Here is a 12,522-nt window from a genome sequence, read left to right as displayed (position 1 = left end):
CAACAGCTGCAAGAGCTGGGAGGCCCCGAGTTTGCGGCCGACCTGTACCGCGAGTTTGAGGAGGAGGCCCGGCAGCTGATTACTGAGGCCGCCCCGCTGCAACAGCTGCAAGAGCTGGGAGGCCCCGAGTTTGCGGCCGACCTGTACCGCGAGTTTGAGGAGGAGGCCCGGCAGCTGATTACTGAGGCCGCCCCGCTGGCCGAAACCGCCACGGCGGCCAATGGCACGGCCCTGCTTTCACCCCTGCACCAGCTCAAAGGCACGGCCGCCACGGTGGGCGCGGTGGCCCTCGCAGCGCAGGCCCGGGTGCTAGAAATCCAACTCAAGTCGGACCCCGCAGCCGACGTGAAAGATAATTTTCTCGTGTTACAGCATTACTTTGTAGCGTTCGCGGAATCTTACGCGTCGGCACTGGCCCTGCCTGCCGACGCCACTTCCGAATAACACCGCCTCAATTTTTGTTTTTCACCTCTTTTGCCCCGCCTGCCATGCCCCCCGAAACCAGCACGAAAACTGTGCTCATCGCCGAAGACAGTTCCGTCATTCTTAACCTAACCCGCAAAATATTAGAGCTACAAAAATACAAAATTGTGCTGGCCCGCAACGGCGGCGAAGTTATTAAGCAACTGGAAGCCAACCCGGTAGACTGTGTGCTGATGGACATCAACATCCCCGTGATGGATGGCATGGAGTGCACCCGCGTCATCCGCCGCCACCCCGACCCGGCCATCAACCAGCTGCCGGTCATCGCCATCACCGGCAACGCCAACAACTACTCGATGGAGCAGTTCCGCGAGGCCGGCGTGACCGACTACCTGCCCAAGCCGCTGGATTTCGACGCCCTGGTGCGCGTGGTTAAACAGTACGTGAGCTAGTATTTTATAGTATAAATTTTGAATTATAAATTATAAATAAACGAATACCTTGCCTGCGTTCTTTTCTGGGCGAAATGCAACTACTCGTTTATTTATAATTTATTAATTTGAAACCAATAATTGTGAACGGTGGGGCCCCGGCGCTGCTTGGCTACCCAGCTAAGGGGGCCCCGCGTTGCACGAGCAAGAGCCCCTAATTTACCGCGCCGTGACGATTACCTTTCTTGGCACCGGCACCTCGTCGGGCGTGCCTATTATTGGCTGCACGTGCTTGGTGTGCCGCTCGCTCGACCACCGCGACCAGCGCCTGCGCACGGCCGTGCACTTGGCCGTGGACGGCCGTAGCCTAGTGGTGGACACGGGCCCCGACTTTAGGCAGCAGATGCTGCGCGCCCGCATCACACAGCTCGACGCGCTGCTGTTTACCCACGAGCACAAGGACCACACCGCGGGCCTCGACGACATCCGGGCCTTCAACTTCCGGCAGCAGCAGAAAATCCCGGTTTTTGGCGAGCCCCGCGTGCTGGAGCAGCTGAAGAAGGAGTTCGCCTATGTGTTTGCCGAGCACAAGTACCCCGGCGTGCCCCAGGTCAGCCTCCACCCCATTCTGGCCGACGACGCGCCCTTTGACGTGCACGGCGTGGCGGTGCAGCCCCTGCGCGCCCGCCACCACAAGCTGCCCGTGCTGGGCTTCCGCATCGGCGGCTTCTGCTACCTCACCGACGCCAACCACCTGCCTGCCGAAACCCAAGCCCTGATGCAGGGTGCCGACGTGATTGTGCTGAACGCGCTGCGGCGCGAGCAGCACGTGTCGCACTTCACCCTGGCCGAGGCCGTGGAAATTCTGGAAGAGCTGCAACCCAAGCGCGCCTACCTCACCCACATCAGCCACCAGCTGGGCCGCCACCTGGCCGTCGAAGCCGAGCTGCCCTCCTGGATTCGGCTGGCCTACGATGGGCTACAGGTGGAAGTGTAACCGCTTTACACACCGCTGCCCTTTGGTTGTTGCTAGCGGTTGCCTGCATACATTCTCTGGCTTCTTTCCCACTGCTCACCGCATGCACGTCATCAATCTTGAGGAAAAATTCGGCCAGTTCACCGACCAGTGGCACCCGCACGTTGTTGCCGATTTGAACGATCAGCACGTTAAGCTGGCCCGCGTGCAGGGCGAGTTTATCTGGCACAACCACGCGGCCGAAGACGAGCTTTTTATTGTGGTGAAGGGCCAGCTGCACATTGATTTCCGCGACCACACCGCTACCCTGAATCCGGGCGAGCTGCTGGTGGTGCCCCGTGGCGTCGAGCACCGGCCCCACGCCGTTAAGGAAACCTGGATTGTGCTAATCGAGCCCCAGGCCACGCGCCACACCGGCACCGTGGAGCACGCGCTGACCCGCCACGCGCTACCCCGGATTTAGCGCAGCGACCGTGCACACCAACTACTACTTCCTGCGCCAGCTGGCCCCGGCCCTCACTGCGCAGCTGCGGGGCTACCGGGTGGCCAGTTGTTTTTCGCAGGAAAAGGATGAACTGGTGATTGGGCTGACCGACGGCGGGCGGGAGTTTTGGCTGAAGGCGCAGCTCGGGGCCACGTTTCCGGCCCTGGCCCTGCCCGAAACCTTCCAGCGGGCCCGCGCCAACTCCGTCGATTTGTTCCCGGAGCTACTGGGCGAGCAGGTAGAAACCGTGGCCGCCTGGCCCCAGGACCGGGTGCTGCAAGTGAACTTCCGCAGCGGGGCCCGCTGGTGTTCAAGCTCTACGGCCCGCGGCCGAACGCTATTTTCCGCCCCGCTCCCGACGCCCCGGCCCAGCTGTTCCAGCAGCGCCTGCTGGCCGATGCCGACCTGCGCCCGGTACCCGCGCCAGGGGCCCCAGCAGCGGCGGCTACCAGCCCCTCCCCCGGGGCCCCAACTGAAAGCAGCCCGCCCGCGCCGTCCCCAAAATCCGCTGAATCCGCTGAATCCGATAAATCCGTGGTTCAGACAAAGGCTAAGCTGCCACCGGCCCTGGCCGACCTACCGGCCCGCTACCTGCGCGCCCACGGCTACGACGGGGCCCCAGACGAGGCGAAGGTGCGCGCGGTGAATCAAGTGCTGGCACAACTTGAAACCCCAGCCCACTACTACCTCATCCGGCTCGATGGGCGCACGCGGCTGAGTTTGTTGCCGCTGGGCGAAATTCTGGAGACGCTGCCCGGCACCGACCCCGTGGGGGCTCTGCGGCGCTTCGTGCCCATGGCGCTGGCCCGCCGGGCCCTCGAAACCGAAACCAAGCAGGTGCGCCAAGCCCTCACGCGCCGCGCCGACGAGGCCACCACCGGCGCGGCCCACGCCCGCCAGCGCCTGCACGCCCTAGCCCACGAGGCCGGCTACCGCCACGCCGCCGACCTCATCATGGCGCACCTGCACGAGATTCCGGCGGGCGCGACCGAAGTGGAGTTGCTGGATTACTACACCAACCAGCCGCGCCTCATCAAGCTCAAAACCGGCGAGAAGCCCCAGCGCACCGCCGAAAACCTCTACCGCAAGGCCAAAAATCAGCAAATCGAAGAACGCCAGCTCAGCCAGCGCATCGAGCGGCGCGAAACGGAGGCCTTCGGGGCCCTCGAACGGCTGGAGGAGCTAGACACCCAGCCCGCCCTGGCCGAACTGCGCGCCTTCCGCACCTGGCGCAAGCAGCACGGCCTGGAGCCCGCCGCAGCGGCCGGCAAGGGCCCTACGGAGCTGCCCTTCAAGGTGTTTGAGGACCGGGGCTTCACTATTTTGGTGGGCCGCAACGCGGCTAACAACGACTTGCTCACCCAGAAGTACGCCCACAAAGACGACTACTGGCTGCACGCCAAGGACGTGAGCGGCTCGCACGTGGTAGTGCGCCACCGCGCCGGCCAGCCCGTGCCCGCGCCTGTGCTAGAGCACGCCGCGCAGTTGGCCGCCTGGTACTCGCGCCGCCAAAACGATTCGCTGTGCCCGGTCACCGTCACGCCCAAGAAGTTCGTGCGCAAGCCCAAGGGGGCCGGCCGGGGCAGGTTATCGTGGAGCGCGAGCAGGTGCTGCTGGTAGTGCCCGCCAACCCGTTTGAGGGGCAAGAGCGAGAATAGGGGCCCCAATAGCTATAAAAAAAGCCCGCTTTGCAGCGGGCTTTTTTTGTTCAGTGCGCGCGGGGAGATTCGAACTCCCACACCCGAAGGCACCACCCCCTCAAGATGGCGTGTCTACCAGTTTCACCACGTGCGCAGACTTGGGGCACTGAACCGGACAACCTCGGCCGAAACCGGCTCCGCTGAGGCGGCGAAGCGGGTGCAAAGATAGGGAGTCGGGCCGGCCCCCGCAACGATGGCCGGCTTTTTTTGCCTGCGCTGGGGCCCTGCTTCACCTTTTGCGAAGCGAAAACTTCCCATCTTCGCACCTTTTCACGCTCATTTTCTGCTGCATGGCTGCCAACTCGTCCCCTGCCAAAACTGGTTCTTTTTTTGGGCGCCTGGCTGAAGGCATCACCCGCTTCTCTGGTTCGACGGCCGCGTTCATCGGCGCGGTGGGCGTGGTGGCGCTGTGGGCGGCCACGGGGCCCCTGTTCAAATACTCCGAAACCTGGCAGTTGGTCATCAACACGGGCACCACCATCGTCACGTTTTTGATGGTGTTTCTCATCCAGCGGGCCCAGAATAAGGATTCGCTGGTGCTGCACCTTAAGATGAACGAGCTAATTGCGGCCACCCAAGGCGCCAGCAACCGCATGATCAACGCCCAGGACTTGTCGGAAGAGGAGATTAAAATACTCCATCATTTCTACACGCTATTGGCAAAAAAAGCCAAACAGGACACCGACCTTGGCCAAACCCACTCGGTGGAGGAAGCCGAGGACAACCACGAAGAAAAGATGGCCGCCCTGCGCGACGACAAATAAAAAAGGCGCTCCCGGTACCGGGAGCCGCCTTTTTTATTTGTCGTCGCGCAGCCTAGCGGGCTTGCACCAGGGGCGAATCCACGAGGTGCTCCGACACGAACCACACTTGCAGCTCGTTGGCGCGCATCACGTCGCTCACGGCCAGGTCGTTGGTGCCGTCATCGCCCGAATCGTCGGCTTTTTTAGCGATTTCGTGGCACTCTTTGAGAATGATTTCGTGGGCTTCCAGCAGGCGCGAAATCTGCACGGGGGCCTCCTCACGGTCACGCGGGGGGCGTGGGATGAGGGTGTTTTCGGCTACGTCAGCGGCCATGGCGAAGGCCACACCGCCCAAGATCTGGATGCGCTCGGCGATGGTATCTACCAGTTCCGACTGCTCCTCGTAGTGCTTATCGAACAGCAAGTGCAGCTGGTAGAACGTGGGGCCCGTCACCTGCCAGTGACTCTTCTTGTAGAGGTCGCGCAGCGACATGGTGTCAACCAACAGCTGATTTAGCATCCGCACGCTCTCAAGGCGCACGTTGTCGGCCAGGCCGATGGGCAGGCGCTGGCTCACGGTGCCAAACTTTTGGGTGACGGCCGGGGCGTTGATTTGCTGGTTGAGGATGGGCTGAACGTTGATGTTCTTGTTCGGGCCTTTGGCAATGGCCACCGAGGTGGTTACGTTTTTTACTTCTTTTTTAGAAGCAGCGGTTTTGGTTTTGGCGGGAGCGGCCATAAAACTAGCGTTTTAGAAGATTTTTTAGGAACAAAGGCCGTTATAAACAGCCTGCTTACCATACGTAAGCGCGGGGCCGGGGTTAAGGCGCCGGGTATATTTGTGTGGTTTAGGGCCCTGCTTTCTCGGGGGCCCCAGTGGCGCTGCCGCCCGCGCGCAATTTTCCTTTTTCCTGGTTTCCCTGCTCCATGCCCTTCCCCTTTTTCGGCGACGACAAATCCACCGTGGCGCGCCTGCTCGCCACCCTGCCCCAAACCGGCCGCCTCGCCTGGATTGGCCAGCGCCCGGCCCGCCGCCAGCCGCTGCTGAGCGTGTCCGAAGCCGAGGTCATCACCGACAAGCACTTGGCAGGCGACCACGCCCGCCCCAAGACCGGCGGCAAGCGCCAAATCACCCTCATTCAGGCCGAGCACCTGCCCGCCGTGGCCGGCTTCCTGGGCCTGCCGGGGCCCCTGGACCCCGCCCGCCTGCGCCGCAACCTAGTGGTAAGCGGCCTCAACCTACTGGCCCTCAAAGGCCGTCAAATCCAAATTGGCGACGAGGTGCTGCTCGACATCACCGGCGAGTGCCACCCCTGCTCGCGCATGGAAGAGGAACTGGGCCCCGGCGGCTACAACGCCATGCGCGGCCACGGCGGCCTCACGGCCCACATTGCCCGCGGCGGCACCATCCGCGTGGGCGATGCGGTGCGGGTGGTTGTGCCCGAGCCGGCGGCTGAGTAGCCAACGGCACTAACAATGAAACAGGGCCCCGGACGCATTGCGCGCCGGGGCCCTGTCTCATTAATCGCAAGGCAACTTATGCCCCGTCCATCCGCACGATTTTGGGCGTGAACGAGCCGAGCACGTCCACCAGCTCGCGCTGGCTAGCCATTACTTGGTGGATGTCCTTGTAGGCCATCGGGGCTTCGTCGAGGCCGCCGCCGTGCAGGGTCACGCCGTGCGCGGCCAGGTGCTGGCGCACCTGGGCTTCGCCCAGCTCAGCCTTGGCACGGGTGCGCGACATGAGCCGGCCGGCCCCGTGCGAGGCCGAGGCCAGCGAAGCCGCCGCGCCCCGCCCCCGCACGATGAAGCCAGGGGCCGTCATCGAGCCGGGGATGATGCCGAGCACGCCCGCCCCGGCCGGCGTAGCGCCCTTGCGGTGCACCACGCCGCGCGGCCGTCGGCCAGTTGCTCCTTCCAGGCGAAGTTGTGGTGGTTTTCCACTTTCGCCAGGGCCTTCTCACCCAAGGCTTTGGCCAAGCGCCGGTGAATCTGGTCGTGGCACGCCGAGGCGTAGTCGCCGGCCAGGTTCATGGCGGCCCAGTATTCTTGGCCGGCTTCGGTGTCGAGGCCCAGCCAGGCGAGATGCTTGGCTTCGGCGGGCAGCATGCACTGCTCCATGGCCAGGGCCGTGTAGTGGTTGGCGGTGCTGGCGCCCAGGCCCCGCGAGCCGGAGTGCGAGAGCAAGCCCACGTACTGGCCCACGGGCAAGCCCAAATCGTTGGCCGGGTCGGTGATGTCGACCACCCCGAACTCCACGAAGTGGTTGCCCGAGCCCGAGGTGCCGAGCTGCTCGGCGGCTTTGTCGAGCTTGTTCTTCAGGAACGGCACGGCCCGGAAGGCGTCGTCGGCTAACACGGCGTGGTCGAGGCGCTGGCCCCGCTCCCAGGCCCGGCCCGAGCCAAACCGGGTGTTGTCGAGCAAGAGCTTGCCCAGCTCCTGGGTGCGCTGCGTGAGGTACTTGGCCGGCAGGTCGAACACCGACAGCGCCATCCGGCAGCCGATGTCCACGCCCACGGCGTAGGGAATCACCGCGTTATCCGTGGCCAGCACGCCGCCGATGGGCAGGCCGTAGCCGTGGTGGGCGTCGGGCATGAGGGCCCCGGCGAGGGTGACGGGCAGCTTCATGGCCGTTTCCATCTGGTGCACGGCCCCGGCCTCGATGTACTCGGCCCCGAACGTGGCGTAGGGCTTGCGCTCGGCCAGGGCCACGTGGCGCGAGGGGGCCGGCAGCAAGGCGGCCGCGGTATGGCTCCAGGCCAGGTCGGTGAGGAAATCGGTGGGGTTGGCCAGCACCTGGCCGAGCAGTTCGAGTTGCTCGGCTTGGGTGAGGCGCTTGTGTTCTTTGCGTTGGAGCTGCGCCAGCGCCAGGCCAATGGCCCGGCCCTCGGGAAACCCGAGCTGCCGCAAGTCGTTGCCGCGTAATTGAGAAGCCATGATCAGAAAAGTTGCACGCGAAACGGGACCGCGCTAATTAGGGCCCCGGCGTTGGTGAATGAAAAATTAGCCGCGACGGGCCGGGCAACAAGGCGCAGCGCCGGCATTTGCTCTAACCAACTGAGCTACCGCTGGCACGCCAGCGGGCAGGAATCGAACCCGCGACCCAATGAATCGAAGTAAGGCGGTGCTACGGCACCGGCCCGTTTTGGCCATAAAAACGGAGCAATAAGCGGCTGGCGTGGGGCCAAATGGCGACGTGACAGGTCGAAGGAACGCCAGCCTACGGCATCCGCAAAACAAGTTGGAAAGGATAAAAAAAATCGCGCAGTCGCGCCTATTTTCAGGATGAAGTAGGGCTGCGCTACGCCACCTTTCCCACACCTTCCCCCGCCGGGGCAACCAGCGCCCGGCCCGTTAGTCCTGCTCTAACCAGCTGAGCTACGGCCACTGCCGGGTGGCAGCTACCGGCGGGACTCGAACCCGCGACCTGGGCATTAAGCGTGCGAAGTAGGGCCGGGCTACGACACCCGGCGGGGGTTGGACGGAAAAATATTGGGGCAAAAAGCGGCGGGCGTGTTTTACTGCGCGTCTACCAGTTTCGCCACGCGGGGCTTTTTATGGCCCCGGGCGGGATTTGAACCCGCACGCTTTGCGGCACAGCACCCGAAGTAGCGCCCACCTAACGGCACCCAATAGTCAGTATTTGTTCCGGCTGGGGCAACGAGCGCCCGGCCAGTTGGCGCGGCCCTACCGTTGCGCAAGCGCCCTGCCTCGCGGCAGCACTTCGGGAGTCGAACCCACGACCGCGCCCAATTTGGAGCGAAGAAAGGCCCGGCTACGGCACCCACCCGGAAACATATTATCATTCGGCCGCCTCCGAAATTCAGGGCAACAGTCGGCCGGCGTGTATTTTCTCCCGCAGCCGAAGCCGAGGGACGGGAATCGAACCCGCAACGCTGCCACTGGGGCCGCGCCGGAAACAGCCAGCGAAGTAACGCCCACCTACGGCACCTGAACTGAGCAGAGTTGGCCGAATTGGGGCGGGCCACGTGGGTGGCACCGCCCCGGTCGGCGGCTGCGCCAAGTTGCGCAGCCGTCTTCCCAATGGCATTATTACAAGGTCATAACGAGCAAGAAAGTTTCTTAGAGTGAGGGGCCCTACACGGGAACGGAGGCCGCTTTAGTAATAAAATCGCTCCCGGGGCCGGTTCAAGTCAAAAGCAAGGGCAACGGGCGGCGGGCCTACATGAACGAGGGGAATCGAACCCCCGCTGCCGCAGCAACCATCCCAGCACCTGCGAAGTAGGGCCCGCCTACGGCACCTTGCGCCGCGGCGGCCGGGGGTTCCGCTTTATTGCCCGGCCGCTTTTGTTAAAAGTTTACAAATCGATTTTTTGGATTTCAGTGAGGGCCGAGCCGCCGTTTTCCAGGGCCCCCAGCACGTCGAATACCTTGTCGGACCAGCCGGCGATGAGGGCCACGCCCAACTCGGGGCGCACCTCGAGCGGGGCCGTGCCGAGGCCGGCCAGGTCGAAGAGGTAGAGGCGGGCTTCGGGGGCCACGTGGCGGCGGTAATCGGCCCATTGCCGGGCCAGCGTGCCCCCGTCGCCGCGGCTGTTCCAGAGCTGGCAGTCGGTGAAAATCATCACCTTGTCCACCACTTCGCGGCGCAGGTACAGCTCCTGAATGACCAGGTGGCCGTTGGTGGAGTAGCCCACCTCGCCCTCGCGGCTGTAGAACTCGTCCACGTTGCGCAGCACGGGGCCCCGGGGCAGCACCACCCGCTTCCAGGTGTTGCCGAACATGCCCGCCACCACGTTTTGGCAGCGGCTTTGCAGCAACATGCCGAGCACCAGGCCCACGTCGTAGAGCAGCACTTTGCTGCGCGCCGAAATGGGTTGCCGCATCGAGCCCGACACGTCGCACGCCACCACCACGCGGGTGGCGGGGCCGAAACCGCGCAGGTTTTCGGCGCTGTGGGCCATGGCGTTTTCCAGGGCCGTGAGCACCGCGGCCACGTGGCCGCTGGGCAGGGCCTTCACCTCGCGGTAAGCGGCCAGAAAGCGAAACGGCAGCTGCTTGCTGCGTGCCACCGCGGCCCGATTGGCCAGGATGGCGCACACCTGGGCCATGGTTTCGGCCGACACGTTGGCTTCGAGCAAGTTGCGCAAGTTGCGCAGCAAGGCCATGTAGCCCAGCTTGCCGCTGGCCACGAGCGTTTCCCAGGCGGTGCGGACGGCCGTTTGCCGGTCGGCAGCGGTGGCAAAGGCTTGCTGGCCGACGGCCGATAGCTCGGTTTCCCAGGTGTAGGGCGTGGGCAGTTCGCCGCGCACGAGCTGGTCGAACACGGCTTGCTGGGCGGCGTCTTTGGCGCTGGGGTGCACCAAAAACAGCGCGTCGCGCAGGCGCACGGCCCCGGCCCGGTCGTACTTGGCCAGCTGGTAGGCGTCGAAGCGGTTGAAGGCTTCGGCCAGGCCGCGCTGCATTTGCTTGGAAAGGCGGCCCAGGGTTTTGCGGCCGGTGCGCGCGTTGGCTGCGGCGTAGTAAGCCAGCAATTCGGTGATTTCGTCGGCCCGGGCCACCACCCGGGCCACGAGGCGCGCCACGGTGTCGTCGCCGTTGTGCACGCGGGCCAGCTCCACGGCCAGCACCAAGGGCACCGAGCGCAAGTGCAGCTGCTCACGGGCGTACACCGCCAACTGCGCCACGAACCGCGGCTCGTTTTTGGCCACCAGCGCCCGAAAGCGTTGCAAACGGGTGCCGGCCGTTTCGTAGAACTGGTCGCTGAGGGCGGCGGTGGCCACGGCGGCGTACAGTTCCAGCTGCGGCGTGAGGGCGAAGGCGGGGGCCCCCTCGTAGTTGGTGGTGAGGGTGGCGGTGGTGCGGGAGAAAAAGTTGAAGCGCATAGGAGTGGGAATTAAGCAGAAGTGACAGGATGATAATTCAGGCTTTATTGGCAATTAATTAATTCGAATTAGCCCGTCTTGGTAATTAATAATTACGATTAGACGCACCTCTTCCTGGCAAATAAAAACGCTTTTTTATTTGTGAATTAATCCCACGAAAAAGCCCGGCTTTTAGGGGCCGGGCTTTCGCTGAGTGCGCAATGCAAACCGAATTTATCGGGGCATTTTACGCAGTAGGAAAGCACGGCCGCACCGGTTCCATTGGCCGTGGCTGCGGCGATAAGGAAGCTGTTTGCAGGGAAGCAGGGCGTGGGTGAACAGCACGGGGCAGGTTGGTAACTGGCTAGTAAAGGGCCAACAAACAAAAAACCCGAGCGTTATGGGCTCGGGCGGTGTCGGGTTTCAGCGGGGGCTGAAATCAGGCAAACGTACCGAGCGGAAGCAGCCGTTCTGGCTGCGTCTTATCCGAATTGCTGGTGAATGTCAGGTGGCGGTACATGGTTGTTTGCTTTTTGGTGCGACAAAGGTTGAGGATTAATTTTAATTGCGCAACTAATTTTTAAAATAATTAATAATTATTTTTTCGATTGGTTAATTAAATACGAAGAAGCTGTTTAGGAAGTCATCCGAACTCATGTCGAGCGCAGCCGAGACATCTCGCCCGCTTACTAACCAGGGATTACTGCCGCACGCGAGATGTCTCGGCTCGCTCGACATGACGGCCTACTTTTATATTACTCGGATAACATAATAAAGGCTAATAGCCCTGAATGCTGGGGCCCCCAGAACCGCGGAACGGCTGCCCGAAAAACATCCGCGGCGGTTTTGCAGTACCTGCCGCGTATGCCGCGCCTTGCCACTTCCGACCACTACACGCTGGATTTGCCCGCCGGGCACCGCTTCCCCATCGCCAAGTACGCCCTGATTCGGGAGCAGCTGCTGTGGCAGGGCGTGGCCACGCCGGAGGATTTTTACGAGCCGGGGCTGTGCGCGGAGGCCGACGTGCTGCGGGTGCACACCGCCGCCTACTGGCACCGGGTGCGCGACTTGCAGCTTTCGGCCCGCGAGGTGCGCAACCTGGGGCTGCCCCAAAGCCCGCAGCTGGTGCGCCGCTCGCTGAGCAGCAGCGCGGGCACGCTGCAATCGGCGCTGGGGGCCCTAAAAAACGGCATCGGGCTGAACCTGGCCGGCGGTACCCACCACGCCTTTGCCGACCGCGGCGAGGGGTTTTGCGTGCTCAACGACCAGGCCATTGCCGCCGCGCACCTGCTGGCGCACGGGCTGGCGCGGCAGATTCTAATCGTGGATTTGGACGTGCACCAGGGCGACGGGACGGCCGCCATTTTCCGCGACGAGCCGCGGGTGTTCACGTTTTCGATGCACGCCGGGGCCAACTACCCGCTGCGCAAGGAGCAGTCGGACCTGGACCTGCCGCTGGCCCTGGGCACGGGCGATGCGGCGTATTTGCAGATTTTATCCGATACGCTGGGGCCCCTGGTGGACGGCGTGCGGCCGGACTTTATCTTTTACCAAGCCGGGGTGGACGTGCTGGCCACCGACAAGCTCGGCAAGCTGGCCCTCACGCCCGCCGGCTGCCAGCGGCGCGACGAGCTGGTGCTGGGCCTGTGCCGCGCCCAGGCCCTGCCGGTGGCCGTGAGCATGGGCGGCGGCTACTCCGAGCGGCTGGCCGACATTGTGGACGCGCACTGCAACACGTTTCGGGTGGCGTTCAACCTTTGGCCGTAGCTGGGCGTTATCTACCCGCTGCCGTTGCCATGAAAAAGCTTACCACTCCCGCTTCTACCCTGCCCGCGCCGGTGCGCGTGCCCGTCATCCTTGCCGAGGCCTGCGCGCCGGGCAGCCTGGCCCAGGCCGCGTTTCGGCGGGCGCTGCTGGCGCTGGAGGGGCTGCGGGCGCAG

General features: G+C 63.7%; 11 protein-coding genes, 1 tRNA gene and 1 pseudogene. 9 read left to right on the top strand and 4 right to left on the bottom strand.

Annotated elements, in window-relative coordinates; translation table 11 throughout:
• The 6 genes from BEN49_RS04050 to BEN49_RS04030 form a co-directional block, all read left to right on the top strand.
• A partial coding sequence (locus BEN49_RS04050; RefSeq protein ID WP_193415765.1) for an Hpt domain-containing protein occupies positions 1 to 444 on the top strand: 444 nt, incomplete at its 5' end.
• Positions 445 to 488: 44 nt separating this feature from the next.
• Complete coding sequence (locus BEN49_RS04045) at positions 489 to 875, top strand: response regulator (protein ID WP_070741117.1); 387 nt, start codon at positions 489 to 491, stop codon at positions 873 to 875.
• Positions 876 to 1,083: 208 nt separating this feature from the next.
• Positions 1,084 to 1,851 carry an MBL fold metallo-hydrolase gene (locus tag BEN49_RS04040; protein WP_070741114.1) on the top strand — a complete coding sequence of 256 codons (768 nt, stop codon included), beginning with the start codon at positions 1,084 to 1,086 and terminating at the stop codon, positions 1,849 to 1,851.
• Between the two features lie 82 nt (positions 1,852 to 1,933).
• Positions 1,934 to 2,293, top strand: coding sequence for a cupin domain-containing protein (locus tag BEN49_RS04035; protein ID WP_070741108.1), 360 nt, complete (start codon positions 1,934 to 1,936; stop codon positions 2,291 to 2,293).
• Positions 2,294 to 2,303: 10 nt separating this feature from the next.
• Positions 2,304 to 2,960, top strand: coding sequence for a hypothetical protein (locus BEN49_RS27585; protein WP_158022743.1), 657 nt, complete (start codon positions 2,304 to 2,306; stop codon positions 2,958 to 2,960).
• Positions 2,849 to 3,934 carry an NFACT RNA binding domain-containing protein gene (locus BEN49_RS04030; RefSeq protein WP_158022742.1) on the top strand — a complete coding sequence of 362 codons (1,086 nt, stop codon included), beginning with the start codon at positions 2,849 to 2,851 and terminating at the stop codon, positions 3,932 to 3,934. Before BEN49_RS27585 ends, BEN49_RS04030 begins: the two co-directional genes overlap by 112 nt.
• Before the next feature lie 92 nt (positions 3,935 to 4,026).
• Here the strand turns inward: BEN49_RS04030 and BEN49_RS04025 are convergent.
• Positions 4,027 to 4,108, bottom strand: a tRNA-Leu gene (locus BEN49_RS04025).
• A 196-nt stretch (positions 4,109 to 4,304) separates the two neighbouring features.
• Here BEN49_RS04025 and BEN49_RS04020 point away from each other — a divergent pair.
• The gene (locus BEN49_RS04020) at positions 4,305 to 4,778 is read left to right on the top strand and encodes a low affinity iron permease family protein (protein ID WP_070741102.1); all 474 of its coding nucleotides are present in this window, start codon (positions 4,305 to 4,307) and stop codon (positions 4,776 to 4,778) included.
• A gap of 52 nt (positions 4,779 to 4,830) precedes the next feature.
• Here the strand turns inward: BEN49_RS04020 and BEN49_RS04015 are convergent, their stop codons facing one another.
• Positions 4,831 to 5,496 carry a Dps family protein gene (locus tag BEN49_RS04015; RefSeq protein WP_083325750.1) on the bottom strand — a complete coding sequence of 222 codons (666 nt, stop codon included), beginning with the start codon at positions 5,494 to 5,496 and terminating at the stop codon, positions 4,831 to 4,833.
• A gap of 188 nt (positions 5,497 to 5,684) precedes the next feature.
• On the opposite strand from BEN49_RS04015, the gene BEN49_RS04010 reads away from it, so the two are divergent.
• Positions 5,685 to 6,218, top strand: a complete 534-nt coding sequence (locus BEN49_RS04010; RefSeq protein ID WP_070741099.1) for an MOSC domain-containing protein — start codon at positions 5,685 to 5,687, stop codon at positions 6,216 to 6,218.
• 76 nt (positions 6,219 to 6,294) lie between these two features.
• On the opposite strand, the pseudogene BEN49_RS29220 reads toward BEN49_RS04010, so the two are convergent.
• Positions 6,295 to 7,352, bottom strand: a pseudogene (locus tag BEN49_RS29220) (RtcB family protein).
• A 1,724-nt stretch (positions 7,353 to 9,076) separates the two neighbouring features.
• Positions 9,077 to 10,603 carry a TROVE domain-containing protein gene (locus tag BEN49_RS04000; protein ID WP_070741096.1) on the bottom strand — a complete coding sequence of 509 codons (1,527 nt, stop codon included), beginning with the start codon at positions 10,601 to 10,603 and terminating at the stop codon, positions 9,077 to 9,079.
• Positions 10,604 to 11,446: 843 nt separating this feature from the next.
• Between BEN49_RS04000 and BEN49_RS03995 the strand changes: the two genes are divergently transcribed.
• Positions 11,447 to 12,349: a histone deacetylase family protein gene (locus BEN49_RS03995; protein ID WP_070741093.1), complete on the top strand. Its 903-nt coding sequence runs from the start codon at positions 11,447 to 11,449 to the stop codon at positions 12,347 to 12,349.
• Positions 12,350 to 12,522 lie beyond the last annotated feature (173 nt).

It is taken from the genome of Hymenobacter coccineus (assembly GCF_001816125.1).
Lineage (GTDB): Bacteria > Bacteroidota > Bacteroidia > Cytophagales > Hymenobacteraceae > Hymenobacter > Hymenobacter coccineus.
This window is presented reverse-complemented; position numbering and strand designations above follow the sequence as displayed.

What these genes read in the sequence shown, in the direction of transcription:
- BEN49_RS04045 (WP_070741117.1), top strand. Translation starts at nt 489, where the DNA reads ATGCCCCCCGAAACCAGCACGAAAACTGTGCTCATCGCCGAAGACAGT.
- BEN49_RS04035 (WP_070741108.1), top strand. Translation starts at nt 1,934, where the DNA reads ATGCACGTCATCAATCTTGAGGAAAAATTCGGCCAGTTCACCGACCAG.
- BEN49_RS04020 (WP_070741102.1), top strand. Translation starts at nt 4,305, where the DNA reads ATGGCTGCCAACTCGTCCCCTGCCAAAACTGGTTCTTTTTTTGGGCGC.
- BEN49_RS04015 (WP_083325750.1), bottom strand. Translation starts at nt 5,496, where the DNA reads ATGGCCGCTCCCGCCAAAACCAAAACCGCTGCTTCTAAAAAAGAAGTA.
- BEN49_RS04010 (WP_070741099.1), top strand. Translation starts at nt 5,685, where the DNA reads ATGCCCTTCCCCTTTTTCGGCGACGACAAATCCACCGTGGCGCGCCTG.
- BEN49_RS04000 (WP_070741096.1), bottom strand. Translation starts at nt 10,603, where the DNA reads ATGCGCTTCAACTTTTTCTCCCGCACCACCGCCACCCTCACCACCAAC.
- BEN49_RS03995 (WP_070741093.1), top strand. Translation starts at nt 11,447, where the DNA reads ATGCCGCGCCTTGCCACTTCCGACCACTACACGCTGGATTTGCCCGCC.